The 15,639-nt window shown below is 60.1% G+C and carries 15 protein-coding genes and 1 pseudogene; 7 read left to right on the top strand and 9 right to left on the bottom strand.

Going from position 1 to position 15,639, the window contains the following annotated elements; genetic code table 11:
- Positions 1–39 precede the first annotated feature (39 nt).
- A complete protein-coding gene (locus HUU46_18115) occupies positions 40–726 on the bottom strand; it encodes a hypothetical protein (protein NUM55564.1) in 687 nt (228 codons plus the stop codon).
- Between HUU46_18115 and HUU46_18110 the strand changes: the two genes are divergently transcribed.
- Positions 727–1,248: a hypothetical protein gene (locus HUU46_18110; GenBank protein ID NUM55563.1), complete on the top strand. Its 522-nt coding sequence runs from the start codon at positions 727–729 to the stop codon at positions 1,246–1,248.
- A gap of 299 nt (positions 1,249–1,547) precedes the next feature.
- Here HUU46_18110 and HUU46_18105 read toward each other — a convergent pair whose 3' ends face one another.
- Positions 1,548–3,194 carry a GAF domain-containing protein gene (locus tag HUU46_18105; GenBank protein ID NUM55562.1) on the bottom strand — a complete coding sequence of 549 codons (1,647 nt, stop codon included), beginning with the start codon at positions 3,192–3,194 and terminating at the stop codon, positions 1,548–1,550.
- 225 nt (positions 3,195–3,419) lie between these two features.
- On the opposite strand from HUU46_18105, the gene HUU46_18100 reads away from it, so the two are divergent.
- The 3 genes from HUU46_18100 to HUU46_18090 all read left to right on the top strand — a co-directional run bounded on the left by HUU46_18100 (position 3,420) and on the right by HUU46_18090 (position 6,636).
- Entirely contained in the window at positions 3,420–4,619 is a 1,200-nt protein-coding gene (locus tag HUU46_18100) for a hypothetical protein (protein ID NUM55561.1), read from the top strand.
- Positions 4,620–4,707: 88 nt separating this feature from the next.
- Positions 4,708–5,556: a 16S rRNA (adenine(1518)-N(6)/adenine(1519)-N(6))-dimethyltransferase RsmA gene (gene rsmA / locus HUU46_18095; GenBank protein ID NUM55560.1), complete on the top strand. Its 849-nt coding sequence runs from the start codon at positions 4,708–4,710 to the stop codon at positions 5,554–5,556.
- Between the two features lie 42 nt (positions 5,557–5,598).
- Positions 5,599–6,636 (top strand): PAS domain-containing protein, encoded by a 1,038-nt coding sequence (locus tag HUU46_18090; protein NUM55559.1) that lies wholly within the window; start codon positions 5,599–5,601, stop codon positions 6,634–6,636.
- Between the two features lie 265 nt (positions 6,637–6,901).
- Here the strand turns inward: HUU46_18090 and HUU46_18085 are convergent, their stop codons facing one another.
- Positions 6,902–7,615 carry an HAD family hydrolase gene (locus HUU46_18085; GenBank protein NUM55558.1) on the bottom strand — a complete coding sequence of 238 codons (714 nt, stop codon included), beginning with the start codon at positions 7,613–7,615 and terminating at the stop codon, positions 6,902–6,904.
- Between the two features lie 163 nt (positions 7,616–7,778).
- On the opposite strand from HUU46_18085, the gene HUU46_18080 reads away from it, so the two are divergent.
- The gene (locus tag HUU46_18080) at positions 7,779–8,198 is read left to right on the top strand and encodes a hypothetical protein (protein NUM55557.1); all 420 of its coding nucleotides are present in this window, start codon (positions 7,779–7,781) and stop codon (positions 8,196–8,198) included.
- A gap of 818 nt (positions 8,199–9,016) precedes the next feature.
- Here the strand turns inward: HUU46_18080 and HUU46_18075 are convergent.
- Positions 9,017–9,253, bottom strand: a pseudogene (locus HUU46_18075) (prepilin-type N-terminal cleavage/methylation domain-containing protein).
- Positions 9,254–9,372: 119 nt separating this feature from the next.
- Here HUU46_18075 and HUU46_18070 point away from each other — a divergent pair.
- Positions 9,373–9,954 (top strand): HD domain-containing protein, encoded by a 582-nt coding sequence (locus HUU46_18070; GenBank protein ID NUM55556.1) that lies wholly within the window; start codon positions 9,373–9,375, stop codon positions 9,952–9,954.
- Between the two features lie 519 nt (positions 9,955–10,473).
- Here HUU46_18070 and HUU46_18065 read toward each other — a convergent pair.
- The 3 genes from HUU46_18065 to HUU46_18055 all read right to left on the bottom strand — a co-directional run bounded on the left by HUU46_18065 (position 10,474) and on the right by HUU46_18055 (position 14,163).
- Positions 10,474–11,907: an acyl-CoA dehydrogenase family protein gene (locus tag HUU46_18065; protein NUM55555.1), complete on the bottom strand. Its 1,434-nt coding sequence runs from the start codon at positions 11,905–11,907 to the stop codon at positions 10,474–10,476.
- Between the two features lie 77 nt (positions 11,908–11,984).
- Positions 11,985–12,161 (bottom strand): hypothetical protein, encoded by a 177-nt coding sequence (locus HUU46_18060; protein NUM55554.1) that lies wholly within the window; start codon positions 12,159–12,161, stop codon positions 11,985–11,987.
- Between the two features lie 1,360 nt (positions 12,162–13,521).
- A complete protein-coding gene (locus HUU46_18055; GenBank protein ID NUM55553.1) occupies positions 13,522–14,163 on the bottom strand; it encodes a L,D-transpeptidase family protein in 642 nt (213 codons plus the stop codon).
- A 262-nt stretch (positions 14,164–14,425) separates the two neighbouring features.
- On the opposite strand from HUU46_18055, the gene HUU46_18050 reads away from it, so the two are divergent.
- Positions 14,426–14,995 (top strand): lactate utilization protein, encoded by a 570-nt coding sequence (locus HUU46_18050; GenBank protein ID NUM55552.1) that lies wholly within the window; start codon positions 14,426–14,428, stop codon positions 14,993–14,995.
- Positions 14,996–15,006: 11 nt separating this feature from the next.
- Here the strand turns inward: HUU46_18050 and HUU46_18045 are convergent, their stop codons facing one another.
- Positions 15,007–15,333 carry a type II toxin-antitoxin system PemK/MazF family toxin gene (locus tag HUU46_18045; protein NUM55551.1) on the bottom strand — a complete coding sequence of 109 codons (327 nt, stop codon included), beginning with the start codon at positions 15,331–15,333 and terminating at the stop codon, positions 15,007–15,009.
- Complete coding sequence (locus tag HUU46_18040; protein ID NUM55550.1) at positions 15,333–15,563, bottom strand: hypothetical protein; 231 nt, start codon at positions 15,561–15,563, stop codon at positions 15,333–15,335. Before HUU46_18040 ends, HUU46_18045 begins: the two co-directional genes overlap by 1 nt.
- Positions 15,564–15,639 lie beyond the last annotated feature (76 nt).

The following is a 15,639-nucleotide window of genomic DNA, read 5'->3' as shown; positions in this document are numbered from 1 at the left end:
TACCCGCCAACCCGGAGGAAGTTCCCCACCGGAGATGTTTCAAATCGGATGATACGTACGGTCCACGCCCGGACGAAAGCAGCGCGGACAAATGTACGTTCCGTCCTTGGTCCGGTTGCGCGTCGCATCAACGGTGCATTGCACACAAACAACCGCGTTGCACTTGGAACACACCAATCCGTAGTCTGGCTGCAAGGGCGCCTCGGCCAGCCGCTTATCGTACGCCCCCTCGCCCCACGGCGCTACCCGAAGCGGCTTACTGCAATTGAGACAACGCGTGCCCTTCGCCTGCGGCGAGTACAAGTTGGCCCCCACCCATTCCGGCGAGCGGGTGTCCACGGTGAAGCAATGCACCGCCTCGCAATACGGACAGGTATACTCCGCAAGCTTTCGGCCATTGAGCGCCGGCACGGCGCGCACACACAGCGCCATCTCGACCGATTGCAGCGGTACCAGGTCATCCGGTGGGATGACCATCTGTTTTTGGCAAACGTTGCACTGCTGCTGAATGGTATTCGTCGCGTAGACGCCGCGCGTAGTGGTCTTCGATTCGTTGGCCCGCGCGCGCATGGTCAGCACGATCACCACTGCCGTGCCGATGGCCGCGCAAATGAGAGGGGGGAACCAGTCGGCCATTACAGCGTGTCCGTCCGCCGCCCGGCCAAACCTTGCCGCGAGCCGGCCGGTGCGATACCATGCCTGCGCAATCGCCTTGGAAACGTACATATGTCCGTGTTCGTCATAGTCCTACTTATGCCGGTCTTGGCGCAGGCCGATCAATCGGGCGACAACGTGTATGAAGTTCAGCCCAAAGCCGGCGGCGACTCCTACTTCGCGTACATTGTGGACACAACCGCGGACCCGCTGCAATTGCGCATCTACTACAAACCCGGGAAGAACCCCGGCGATCGCGATTCGGAACGGCGCGCCAACGTCGATATCATCCCCGTCGGCCGTGCCTCCGCCGACAGCGCCATCAAGCGCCGTCTCGATGCCGACAGTGTAGTGATTAATAAGGAGCGCTACCCTAAAGTCGAGGTTGAACGGGCGAACCAGGCACGTACGTGGGCCCTCGAATTGGACGAGAGCCTGAAGCTGCCTGACCCCACCCCAGTCGATCCCGGCGCCGCCCCGGACACCGCCGCGCCCGAAATCAGCCCACTCGCGCTTCGCGGTCCGCAGATTGGCCTCGTGCTGTGCTCCCTGATCGTCATCGGGATAATCGTCAAGCTGCTGATCATCGGATAACGCGCGTGAAACGCCGCGCGTGCCTGACCGAGCGACGAAAAATACACCTATCATGCGGCCGCCACAGTCAATCTCGTAATCGTCCTTCGTAATCGTAATGGAGTATCTGGCTTCGAGTTTGTAGCGTCCGGCCTCCGCGCCGGACGGTCCATACCGGCCAACCCCTGAAAGCGCTCCGCTCAAGTTTTCACAATCTAAGGTGGAACGCTGTTCATGACGACTCGTAATCGTAATCAAGCATTTTGGCTTCGAGACTGCGTTGTGCCCGCGCCTGTAGCTGCGCAAATTCCCGAAGTGCTCTAACCAACCGCGGCCGCCTGAAGCGACTCCACCTCGTACGCGTGAACCGGCTCTTCCTTGCCTTTCAACACAACTGTCCCAATTGGTCGCGCGTTCACAAATTCCTTCACTTCTTCGTACGTTGATTGGCTCACGATCACCTGTCCCGGCTCTGCAATGGAACAAAGCCGCCGCGCGGTGTTGACCCTGTCGCCAATCACCGTAAATTCCATTCGGTCCGGCGACCCCATGTATCCGGCGACCGCCTCGCCCGTCGCCACGCCGATGCCAAGCTCGAACAGCGGCTTACCCACCGCCGCGCGCTTCTCGTTCAACTCGTCGTTCTTCGCCTGCATGAACAGCGCCGCCTTCACGCAGCGCAAGGCGTCCTCGCCCTTCGACATGGGGGATCCAAATACCGCCATGATCTCGTCGCCAATGTACTTGTCGAGCGTTCCTTCCAAGCCGAAGATGATCGACGTCATCGCGGTGAAGTGCTCATTGAGCATGTCCACGAGATCGTGCGGCGGAATGCGCTCCGCGATCGGCGTAAACCCGCGCACGTCGCAGAACATCGTCGTTACGGTCTGCTTGTTGCCGCCCAGCGCGAGCGCGGTGTCATCCTTCATGATTTGCTCGACAATGCTCGGCGACAAAAAACGGCCCAGGTTCGCCCGCTTCTTCTCGGATTCGAGCATGCTTTCGTATAGCCGCACGTTGTCAATCGCCATCGCCGACTGCGCAGCGAGCGACAGGAACAACTCGAGGTCTTCCTGCGTAAACGCCACCTCGTGGCTGCGCGTATCGACATAGATTGCGCCGAGGATGCGATCTTCCACCTGCAACGGCACGCACATCGCGCTTCGAATCTGTTGGCGAATGATGCTCTCACGGCCGCCCAATTGCGCATCGCTGTCGCGGTCCGCCATCAGCACCGGTTCTCCGTCAATCGCCGCGCGCCCCGCGATGCCCATGCTCGGGCTACTCGCCTGCAGGTCCTGCCCCATCTGCCGCGCGACGCTGACCTTTAGGCCGCTCGTCGCCTCGTCCTTCATCATGATGAACCCGCGCTGCGCGCCCAGCGCGTCGATCGCTGTGTCGAGTACCGCCGACAACCGTTTGTTCAAATCGAAATCCGACGCAATCAATTTGCTCGCCTGATACAACGCCGACAGCCGCCGGAACGCCTTGGTCATGCGCAAAAAATCTTGGTCCGACGTGCCGGCGGGCTTGCCGCCCGCGCGCGGCGCCGGTGTTGCGCCTGACTTTCCAATAAGAGTCATGCTGCGCTCGACCGATTCCATCTCCTGTCGGATGCGCTGAAGGTCCTGCACGACGGCGGATTCGCGCGAACCTTCGTGCGGCGCCGGATCGGGCGCGTCGGTGCGGTAGATGATGCGGCATTTGCTCCCCAGCCAAATCTCGTCTTCGTGCGCAAGCACCCGTTCGACGATTCGCTGCCGGTTCACATACGTGCCGTTCGTACTGTTCAGGTCGACCAGCACGACGTTTTCCCCACGCCGCTGGAACTTCGCATGGTGGCGCGACACTTCGTCAACGACAAGCATCACGTTGTTGTCTTCCGCACGGCCCACCATGAGCACGGAATCCAACAACGGTACGGTAATCGGCGCAAGGCCCTGCTGTTCGACAATGAGTTGCTGCATGTAGAATCCAGTCCCAGGCAAACTACGATGATAACAACGCCCCGGATAACCGTCAAAGCAACAAGAAATTGGCGAAACGAATGCGCCGAACCGCTACAATCTCCCAAGACCGGGGCTTGAAAAGCGTACAGTGTCGTTCAGGTTTTCGGGGTCGTTTAACTTCTTTGGGTCGTTGAGGTCCGTTCGGTCCTTTTCGCCCTTTACTGCGTGACCTGGGGGATCGCCATGCTTCTGCTCGCCCTTCTGTCAATATTCGCCGCACCCGAGTTGCTCCGCATTCCCGGTCAGGCGGACACCGGCTGCGTCGAAATTCACGGCGTCGCCGCGGGCGAATTCGACGCTGCCGCGTGGGAAGCGGGCGCCTTGCACTTCGTCCCGGATGTCCGAGAACCCCTCTTGTCGCCGCGCCAATCCGGCGCGTTCCGCAATATTTACGCGCCGTCCGCCGTAGAAACGCCCGGCGGTTGGCGCGTGTTCTACGGAGCGTGGGACGGAGTCCATACGCCCAATGACCGCATCTACTCGACGACCACAAGGGACTTCATCGATTTCGGCCCGCGCGATACCGTCATCGAGCACGGCGCGTTCGTCCACGTCTGCAATGTAAACGCGCTCCGCAATGCCGTCGGCAGTTTCGAGATGATGTGTACCGCGTATCCAGCCGCGAATAATCTCAATAAGCCCGCCTACTTCACGAGCACGGATGGCGCAGTGTGGAACGGCTCCCCCGCGCCCCACGCCGCGACGTTCGACGACCTCGTCGTGATCGAAGGTTACGACGGTTTTGCCGGCGCGGACATTAACGGCATGAACGTAATCCTGCGAGACGGCAATGCCTTGTGGCTCTACTTCAACAATTTCGATGAGCGCGGCAAACTCTTTCGCGCCACAAATGCCGGTGAGAAGCGCTTCGCATTTGAAGGAGCAATTCTGGATACGAGCCATTACGTGAACGACGTAAAGCGCCTCGATACCGCATCCGGTCCGCACTATCTGATGGCGCTGCACCAGAACACGGGCCAACTCTGGTACACCCTGTCCGCCGACGGTAAATCGTTCGCGCCCGAGCGCGTCCTCGCCGATCGTCGCAACGAAGCCGATCGCTTTATCGTCGCCGTGTGTTGGGTCACGCAGAATAACAGGGTCCTCGGGTTCTTATATGGGGCGGGCGCCGTACCGGAACTGAACCGCAATCGAATCTTCGCGCGATGGCTGCAAAAACGAATCGTGTACGCCGACTCGCACGGACGGTCCCACGAAACCCTCGGCGCACTCGGCCCGGACCGGCAGATAATCCGGCTCCCAACCGATCTCAAGGATGACGTCGGCGCCGTCGATCTGTACGCGGAAGACGGCGCAACACAGATCCATTCCATCGAGAGATTCAAGATCGAGGCAGGCGCCTGCTATCAACTGAAGTGGTGAAAGCGCCGCATTGGCCGTCACGCGCCCGCCCTGATAGAATATGGCGATATGATTATCGATACGTTTCGCGCCGCCGAGACCGACTAGGATGGCGCTCCGCGATCTCGTCCAGCGATACGGCATCTCGTTTAAGAAGTCGCTCGGCCAAAACCTTCTGCTTGACGACAACATCAACCGCATCATGGTCGACGCCGCGGCGCTTTCGTCCGACGACGATGTGATTGAAGTCGGCGCGGGCCTTGGAGCGTTGACCGCGAACCTCGCGGAACGCGCCAGGCGCGTCCTGGCGATCGAAATCGACCGCGCGTTCATGCCCGTCCTCGAGGACCAGTTCCGCGGCACGCCGAACGTCACACTCTTTCGCGGCGACGTGCTCAACCACAGCCTCGCGAAACTCGTCGAGGAATACCTGCCCAACGGCGCGTCGTACAAGATGATTTCCAATCTTCCTTACTACATCACGACCCCCGTTCTCTTTCACTTTTGGGAAGCGCCGATACGCTTCGAGCGCCTCGTCATGATGGTGCAGCAGGAGGTCGCGCAACGCATGACCGCGCCCGTCAACGACTCGGAATACGGCGTACTGTCGATCGCCGCCGCACTTTATGGTGAAACGACAACGGTCCACTTCGTACCGCGCACCTGCTTCCGCCCGCAACCGAACGTTGACAGTTGCATCGTCCGCAGCATCCTGCACAAGGCGCCGCGGTTCGACAGCGTCGAACCCAAGTTCGTCATGAAGGTCGTTCGCGCCGCGTTCTCGCAGCGCCGCAAAACCCTGCGCAATTCGCTCACAAAAACCGGCGCGTTCGGCGCGGACAGGGCCGCCGTCGAGGCCGCTTTCTCCGCGGCAGGCATCGATCCCGCGCGCCGCCCGCAAACCATGAGTCTCGACGAATTCGCACGGCTCGCCGGTGAAATCCGCGCGCGAATCTGACACACTTCCGCGGGGAATTCCACGACAGGGGTATACTTCTACATGCACGACCTCAACGCGGAGATCATTCAGGGCCTCGCCAGCGGGGTCATCGCCGTCGATCGCGACGCCACGATCATTACGTTGAATCCCGCCGCGTCCGAATTCCTCGGCGTGAGCGTGGACGCGATTCGCCCGGGATCAAACTTGAAGGATATTCAACACGCCGAACCGCTCGCGGCGCTCCTCGCCGAAATTATGCGCAGCGGTCGCGCCGTCTCGCGGCATGAAATCACCCTCTCCTGTCCCGGCGGCATCGTAAAGCAAATCGGTCTGTCCGCCTCGCTCCATCGCGGCCAAGGTGCGTTTGACGGCGTCATCGTGCTGTTCACGGACATGACGGAGCGCCTGCGCCTCGAACGCAGCGCGGAACTCAACCGTCAACTCGCCGCCCTCGGCGAACTCACCGCTGGCGTCGTCCACGAACTGCGCAATCCCGTTAGCGTCATCAGCGGCCTTGCCGAACTCCTCATACGCAAACTCGAGGCCGGCGACGCGCGCCGAGAGGCCGCGGAAACCATCCTCCGCGAAACCCGCGAAATCGAACGGTCCATTTCCCAATTCCTCGGGTTTGCCAGACCCTTCGAGTTGCAGCTCGGCACCTGCTCGCCCGCGGACATCATCGACCGCACGATTCAGCTCTGCCGGCGACGCGCCGAAAACAACGGCGTCACCATCGAGAACCAGTCCGGCTCGCACATGCACCCCATGCGCGCGGACCTTTACCGCTTCGCGCAGGCCCTCTCGAACATCGTCAACAACGCCATCGACGCCGCGCCCAAGGGGGGCCGTGTCGTGCTCGACGCATATGAGGAAGGCGAAACTACAGTCTTCGAAATCGCCGACAACGGCCCCGGCATCCATCTCCGGCCCGGCGAGGACCTCTTCGCCCCCTTCTTCACCACCAAGGAAGGCGGAACCGGCCTCGGCCTCACCATTGCCCACCGCATCGTCACGGCCCACGGCGGCTCCGTCTCCTACTCGAACCGCCCCGACCGCGGTGCCTGCTTCGTCGTGCGCCTCGCGCGTGCGGGACGCTAAAGTGATTTGAGAAATTACGTAGCTGCATTTTCGTGCTCGTGCTCGTAATCGTGCTCGTGCTCGTGCTCGTAATCGTAGTCGCACACTCGATTTGCACCGAAACCTACGGGACATACCTGAGGTTTCTTAAACCGCTCCAGGCCATCAGGATTCGCCGATCGATTCAACTATTGCTCGTACTCGACATCGTACTCGCAGTTGTTATCGAGCAGTCGATTACGATCGCAAACTCGATAATGCGGCTGTGTAATCCGCGCGGCCCGCTTCAGAATTTCACCAGCAACTCCGGCAACTCGCTGATGTCCCGCACCCTCACGTCCGGCTCATGTGCCGGGCTGTCGCTCATACGGTGCTCGTACGGTCCGTCGACAAGTACCGCCGTCATCCCCACGCCATGCGCGCCGCACACGTCCCGGTGCGGCTTGTCGCCCACGTACCACGCGCACGACGCATCCAGCTTCATCGCGTCCAGCGCGTGGCGAAATATTCTCGGGTCAGGCTTGTTCGCGCCAAACTCCGCCGAGAAGACCATGAACTCGAACAGGTCGAAAATGCCCCCAGCGCGAAACAGGTCCCGGTGATACTGGCTCGTCAACAAGGTATTCGAGATCAGTCCTATCCGGTAGCCCATATCGTTGATTCTCTTGAGCGCCTCGCGTACGAACGGATACAGCGGCCGCACTTCCCACCACCCCAGCACGCCGTACCAGTCCTCGACCGTCTCGGCGCTTGCGTCCATCCCCGCCTTCGGCAGCCATTCGGCAATGATCGGCCGCAAGTCCATCGCCGGGCGTGGGGCCGGCAACCGCTCATACCGGGCCAGGATGTCCCGCGACATCCCCATGAACCATTCCGGCGACGCGCCGTTTGGGAGTCCATTCGGATACGACTTCTCGAACCCCGCATCCGTCCACATGTCAACGGACTCCAACAGCACCCCGCCCATGTCGAATAATATGGCCTCGGGTCGTTTCAGCATCGGGAGCACTCCTTCCGGCAAACCGCCTATTGAATCAGGAGCGCTACGCCGCCTGCAAAGTTCCGCGGTCGAGGGGCGGAACCCGTTCGCCGGGCGGACCGTATATTCTTGACGTGAATCCCCATATCGCGTATCGTACTCGACACACGAGTGGAGACGATTCATGCGCTGGGGCCGGTCTACGATTATTGGGATTTCCGTCGCTGCATCCGCGGTGGCATTTCAAGGCTGCGGGACCGTCGGCGCGTTGAACAATCTGCTGGGCAACGTCATCGGCACCGCGAACAATGCCGCTGGCAAGACCCTCGACGCGGCGGGCACCACAGCCAGCAAGGCCCTCACTCCCAACACCTACGCCGAGCTGGCCAAGAAAGCAAAGCAGCAACCCCGCACCTACTACCCATCGACGACCGCGCCGCGCACGTCCGCGCGCAACCACGATGCGGTGAACAATTCGTCAAATTCGACCAGCGGCCGGGGCAAGAACCCCGGGTCCTACTTGAGCGGGAAGGGCGGATCGAAGTCGAAGTCGTCGACCGGCCGGAAGAAAACGTACTTTACGGTTCCAAAATCGCAGCGCTAGCCAACAGCCCGCGCCTTCCGCTGTTATCCCAATCCGTGATGGCTGTTCTCTTTTAGCACTTGCTCGTCGTTCACGACCGGGAACGCTCCCGGATACTTCACGTACTCCACGTGCCCATCCATATACAACACGTTCGACCCGCCGGGCAGATGATTGAAAACGACCTGGGCGTCGCCGGAATCCGCAAAACTCGCCGCACCAAACGTGTCCCACATCACCGGAATCTCGCTCTGCGCCGCCGCGCTGCCCGCCGGGCTGTTGATGTCCGTAATCGTGAACCGTTCGACGCCCTCCCGCAGCACGCGCACGGCATCGCCCCCCGCCGTGCCCTTCGCCAACGGCGGCGCGGGAACCCACGGCGGCCAAATCGGCGAAGTGACCGACAAGTCTTCCGAATAGTCCTTCACGCGGACGTTGCCGACGCCCAGAATCGTGACCGTCGCAAGTATCGGGTTGCTGGCCTTCGCGCCCCACACGCCGTAATACTCCGCGGGCGACGTCGCCACGTACCCTTTGTAGTGATACGACCGCGCAAGCTCCGCGCAAAGGAAGTAATCGAGCGAGGTCGTATCGTTCGCCGCAATCGCCGCGTCTTGCCACGTTTTGAAATCGCCCGTACCGGGCACACGCTGCAACACGCTGGCCCACGCGGGGTCCCCGCCGCTGTCGGAAGGACACTGCGCCACGCGCAAATCGGTTAAGTAGTCGGGATAGATGGCCGCCGCGCGCGGCGACTCGAATAACGGCGACGACCGTCCGTCGCCGCGCACACTCCCATACGGAGACGACGGCGGAAACGAGCCGCGCGCCTCGCCGCCATACATCTTGAACACGATGCCCAACTGCTTCATGTTGTTTACGCAACTGATGCAGCGCGTTGCCTCGCGCGCGCGCGCCAACGCGGGAAGCAGTATCCCCGCGAGGATGGCGATGATCGCGACCACGACCAGCAACTCGACCAGCGTGAAGCCTCCCCTCGCCGGTCGCACACGATTACGCACGCGATTGCTCGGCGAAGTAATCTCAGCAATAGCTTCAGTCGCCAATCCCCGCATCTCCCATCGCTCCCAAAACTATCATTACTCCCATCCGATCTCTACAACTCGTTTGCCGCCGTCCGTACCTCCTGATACTATGACCACTCCGTTGCACCGCGGGCAAGCGAGGAGGACCAATGCCGAATACACCCGACAATATGTTGCTCTTATTGGCCGAGGCAATTGACGCCCGCGAAGAACTCGCGATCGGCTCGTCCATCCGCGTCATGGACCACGCCCGCCGCTTCGGCAAGGCCCTCAAATTGAGTGCGAAAGATCAGCGCACGCTCGAACGGGGCGCGCTCCTTCGTGACATTGGAAAAATCCGCGTCCCAAACAGCGTACTCCTCAAATACACCATCCTCACCCACGACGAATGGGACCTCATTCGCAAGCACACCCACCTCGGCGGCGGGATCGTGAAAACAATTCCATCGCTCAAGGATATCGAACCCATCGTGCGCTACCATCACGAATGCTGGGACGGCACCGGCTACCCCGACGGACTCGAAGGTAAGAAAATCCCGCGTCTGGCCCACATCATTCGCATCGTCGACGTGTTCTGCGCCATGACCGCCGTCCGCCATTACCGCCAAAATGTCCACTCCGTCACCCAAGCCCTCGACCACATCAAAAGCGAATCCGGCAAACACTTCGCGCCGGACTTGGTGGATGTCTTCATCAAAGCCAAGATTGGCAAAGCGGACAAGCGAAAATGAAGACGATTCATTCAACCAATTTCTCTCGTTCCCAACTTTCCATTCTCTCTCTCGTTCCCAACTTTCCATTCTCTCTCTCTCGTTCCCAACTTTCCAGTTGGGAACGCACTCTTGAAAAGCTCCGCTTTGTGAGCGCGAAGGACATCGACCGCGCCGGTGACAAAAGCGGCAGCGTCGAAGACCTCGTGCCCTGCCGCACTCCATTATCACGTGCTTTTCGGCAATTGCCATCTCTGTCGCCGCCGCAACCAATCTCGTAGTCGATCTGTACCGAATCGTAATCGAGTATTTGCCTTCGATACCGAACGACGCCCGCACCGGTAGCTACGTAAATCCTCGAACTGCGTTACTCGTTCATTCCGATCGAAATTGCGCAGCGCCGACGTACATCGACGTCACGACGAGCACCGCATCCCTCCGGCGGTCGAGAAGCTGCGAAACTCTTTCGCGTGATCCATCTCGCCCAGATCAATTGCCTCCCCAGCTCCCAACTCCCGATGTCCTCTCCCGTCTGAAATCTCAAATCTGAGATTTGAGATTCCTCTGCTTCCTCGCCAGTGCGTTCCCCGCGAACACCGCCAGATCGCGAAAGACTGCTTCTGCCCGCGCCTCGCGTTCGTCCTCCGCCACCGTCAAATGCGCTTCGATCCGCCGGACCATGTCCCCCAACTCGCCTGCTTCCGCACCCGGCGCGAGGTGCTCGAACAACAATCGGTGCGCCCCTTTGCGTTCCATCGCTTCGATGCCGTCTAGAATCTGCCGGTGTGGCGGGCCCTCCCAAATCGCGAGTATCATCGCCTCGCGCAACCACCGCTCCACGCCAAACTCCGCCAGCGTGCCCATGCCCCCATGCACTTCCATGCACCACTTCGCCGTCCGCACCGCCAACTCCGCCGTCCAATATTTCGCAAGGTGCACGACGATACGAAACAAATGGAACCGGTCCGAATAGGGTGGCGTCTCCTTCCACACCTCGTCGAACAACAGCACCGACTCCCACGCCAGCGCATGTGCCGTTTCCCATTCCGCGACGCGTTCGCGTATCTGCTGGCGCATCAGCGGTTGCTCTCCAATCGGTTTCCCGAACGCCACGCGCCGGTTCGCAAACGCGATCGCGTCCGCCAATGCCCGCTGCATGAGCGCCGCGCTGCCGATGGCGTTGCACACGCGCGAACAGTTCAGCACTTCGAGAATGTGATATATGCCGTGTTCGGGATTACCCAACAGATACGCCTCGCTGTCGCGCAACTCGACCTCGCCGGTGAACACCGAGCGCGTCGCAATCTTGTCCTTGATCCGGCGAATGCCATAGTTGAGTTCCCCGTCCTCGCGGCGTTTGGGGACGAGGTAAAGCGCGAGCCCGCGCACTCCCTTTGCCGCTCCCTCGGGCCGCGCCGCCACCACCGCCACGTCCGCAATTGCGTTGCTTGTGAAGTACTTGTCGCCCGTCAGCAGCCACCGATCCCCGTCGCGCCGCGCGACCGTTTCGACGTACGTACCCAGGTCCGATCCGCCACCTGACTCCGTCATCCACGTCGCGCCCTGCCACACCGTCTCGTCCTCGCGCAGCAAGTTCGGGATGAACCGCGCCCTTACATCCTCCGCGCCATACTTCGACAACGGCAACAGGGTCGACAATGACACGGTGTACGGACAAAACAATCCTGGATCGAAGTAGGAACAGATATATCCAATCCGAAACGACGACCTGAGCGACTGTTCCTTGAACGCGCGCCACACGACTCCGGCCTTGTACCCTCGCCGGAGCATCGTCCAGTATTCCGGCGCGCACTGCACCTCGTCGATGCGCTTGCCAAACACGTCGAACATCCGCAACCACGGCGTCCCGGCCCGGTCGTGCGCCGCGCTAATTCCCTTCCCCTCGCGTTCCCACCACGCCTCGTAGTCCGCGAGCGCCGCCTCCTGCTCGATCCGATGCTGTATCTTTCGCATCGCCCCACTCGGACTGCGCAACCAATCCCACTCCATGACAGAGTACCTCCACTAGTGTCGTGACTTTGAAATCCGCACTATTTGCCGTGCTCGTGCTCGTGCTCGTACTCGTAATCGTGCTCGTACTCGTGCTCGTGCTCGTGCTTCGCGCCCGTGCTCGTGCTCGTGCTTCGCGCCCGTGCTCGTGCTCGTGCTTCGCGCCCGTGCTCGTGCTTCGTGCTCGTAATCGTAATCGTACTCGTGCTCGTACTCATGCTCGTGCTCGTAATCGTACTCGTGCTCGTGCTCGTGCTTCGTGCTCGTGCTCATGCTCATGCTCGTACTCATGCTCGTAATCGTGCTAATCCGAAAATGCACAAATTGTCCCGCGCGCCGAAGGCGCAACGCAACCCTAGCCAGGGGCATCGCCCCTGGAAAATGTCCACGCCCCTATCACCGCGCGCTGAAAGCGCACCGCTCAAATTTTCATAATCTCTGGCAAAACTCTGTTCATGACGACTCGTAATCGTAATCGAATATTTGGCTTCGTTTGAACACGTCGCATATGGCGGCGACCCGAGTCCTTGGTAGACCAAAGCAGAACTTTTCAAGAGTCGATTGTCGGCGTTCGTCCTGGCTGCCGTCCATCTCGTATATCCCGTCCATTCGGTCCATGAATCTGCATTCGTTTGGCTGAAGCCATGCATCGCAACGAGTACTCCGCGAACAGGGGTAATTCAGGGACTACGAATTACGTTGCTCACTCTGGCTGACGCAAGGTATCTTTACGCTCGTGAGCCGAGTCGCACGCGTTGTGGTGCTGGGGTTTGCCCATCATGTCACGAAACGGGGCAACCCCTGCGCGGACGTGTGTTACTCCGACGACGACCGCCGCGCGTACCTGCGCTTTCTCCGACGGTATACCGAACGCTACGGGTTGGCGATGTGGGCCCAAGCTGCCTCCACACAGCGACGCTACGGGGAACGGCGACGAGCGGTTGATATGAACTTAATTCGTGGTCTGAATTCCCTGAATTCCCTCTGAATTCCCTCCCAATTGCGTAACGTGCTGTCTCAAATAAACTTGAAGAACGCTTTGTCAATCAATTACCCCTCGTTCCCGAAATCGCATCCATCGCCTCGCGCCGTCGCCGCAAAGCCATTCCTCAAACCGAACCGTGTGATCCGCGTGATTCGCAGTTGCCGTTTTCCCGTCCCGAGTGCAACACGTCGCGCGTAGAAATGAATGACGTGCACGAACCCATCGCGGAACTGCGGCTCTGAGCCAACCAAGTCTCCCATTGCGCGAAGCATTACACCAAAGGAGCAGCGTACCGAACATGAATATCATGAACGCATCCCCGAGCAGATCCAAAACGCGATCAGAACTGACCAATACGCCAAACCGCACAGAATATTTATTGAAGTTCGCAATTGTTCGCCAACTTCGTCAAGCAAATCACCCCCTTGTATCGTCAAATTCACTTCGTTACACCCCCCTCACTACATCCGGTTCCTCGAACCGATCCGTGAGATCCATGTGGTCCGTGGATGACATTTCCCCGTTCCGAGTGCAACACGATGGGCTAATAAGTAGGGCGTTGGAGTCGGGAGACTGGAAGCGGATGATAGGAGTCAGGAGTCGGTAACCAGATGAATGGGAGCAGCCGGCGGGTACCGCTGAAGTTCGGCGCGCACGTTCGCGTAGAGTTCGGGAAGCCAGACCGGCTGCGCGTCATAGCGCTCGGGCGTTTGTGTCCGAAGGTCCGTTGGAGCGATGACAACACGAGAATTCTCGATGCCAACTTCAGCGGCGAGGGTGAACAGTTCCTCGATGGCTGCGTCGCCCATGGCGAGGCAGCCGATGGACGCGTCGCGTCCGTGGATGAAGATATCGCCGCCGAGATCGGTCCGGCCGTCGGCGCCGGCCATGGCGCGATCGAATTCGTTGGGGTAGTTGACCTTCATGGACAGGTGAAATGCGCTGTTCGGGTTAAGTCCGTCGATCGCGTAGATGCCTTCTGGGACTTGTCGGTCTCCCTCGCGCAGTTTTGGGCCAGCGTTACCGCTCGCGGCGACAATGGGGTAGTCGCGAATGAACGACCACCGTCCGTCGTTTTCGGCGTAGAGTTCAACGCGCCGCGAATCCTTGAACGCGAGTAAAGCAATCCGTGCCGGCGGGAACAGGCAATCAGCGGCGTCAAACCGCGAGCGCAGCCGTTCCCGTGCGGCTGGGCCGTATTGTTTGACGACGTCTGCGACCGTGCGCTTGCCCATGAGTTTGAGATATGCCGGCACCCAGATGGTCCGTCCGTATTGATATACGATGGCAATTGTAAAGAGAACGATGACTACGGCAACCGTGACTCGAACAATGCTGCGCAACAATCGCACGGATGCCGGACCTCCGCGGTGATTTGCCAACGTGACAGCAAGTATAGAGAATGGCGCGTGGGCGTTGTACCCGATGCCATTCGGTTTTCGGCGTTGTGCTTCGCGATCGTCGAAGTCCGATGGGTGAGGGTTAGCGGGGGAACATATGGAGTTCAGTCCGGCCGTGGTCGAACGGTTCACAACGGCGTACCAACGGGTTGCGGGGGTGGCGCACGTCGCGCGGTCGGCGGACGACGTCCCGGGTCTCGTGCATGCGATAGTCGAAGAGCGAGGCGCAACGTGCGTGGCGCTGGCGAACCTGGTGGACGGCATGTCGAGCGCAATTGCGGGGGCGCTTGGCCCGAACGTGCGGGTGCTGACAGAGCCGTTTGACTCCGGCGCTTTGCCGGGTCTGATCGATCAAGCCCAAGTCGGCGTCACGGGCATCGCGTTCGGCATCGCGCAGACCGGCACCCTGGTCGAGATCGCGACAGACGACGCAACGCGGCTGGTTTCAGCGTTGCCGCGAGTCCACATTGGCGTCGTGCGCGCAACTGACCTGCTCGAACGGTACGACGAAGCGGCGCCGCGCATCCGCGCACTGTTCGAAGCGAACCCGGCAAATTGCGTCGTGAGCTTTCTTTCCGGTCCCAGCCGGACCGGAGATATTGAGCTAAAGCTGACGTTGGGTGTGCATGGCCCCGAGTCCGCGCACGCGATCGTTGTGCTGGATTAATGTGCAATGCTTCAATCGAATTGGTCGGAGTATCCGAGAGCAAATGAAATTGAAGTGAATACTTCCTGTAGCTTGGCCTCGGATAATTGTGTGATTCGTGCTCCGATCTCTCGCTTAGGAACGGTCTGTAGGTTGTGAAGATTAATTGCGCATGGGCTCGTCATACCATCGCCTGGCCCAAGCGCGACTTCCGAAGGCACCCCCCGAATGGTAGACGTAATTGGAGCGACGGTTACGGAATGGAGATAAGGAATTGCCGAGTTGCGAGTGAGAACCAATACGGGTCGTCTCTTATCCGGCGGGTCAAACCGGTACCAGCGAATTTTTCCTCGCTCGATCACTCAGGCCATACTCGATCTTTTTCCGCAAACGGGAACTCGTCCGGCGTGACTGGGAAACGGAGATACCCTTCACGGTCGATCCGTTCCAACTGCTCCTTCTTTGTCTCGGTGTGCGCCCGCTTGATCAGATTGCGAAGATACTCCGGAACTGTCACCCCCATGCGCTTGGCGGCGCGGGTGACTTTGCGGGCGGAGCGATCATCGAGCGTAGTGCGAAATTCCTTCATGGCGTTGCGGACGCGAATAGCATTATGCTTTGGGTTGCGGGCGCTTGTGCCCGGTTCGCTTCCGTAACACGGAGTA

This window comes from Candidatus Hydrogenedentota bacterium (assembly GCA_013359265.1).
Taxonomy (GTDB): domain Bacteria; phylum Hydrogenedentota; class Hydrogenedentia; order Hydrogenedentales; family SLHB01; genus JABWCD01.
The sequence above is the reverse complement of the archived record's forward strand: the minus strand, read 5'-3'. Positions and strand labels throughout refer to the sequence as shown.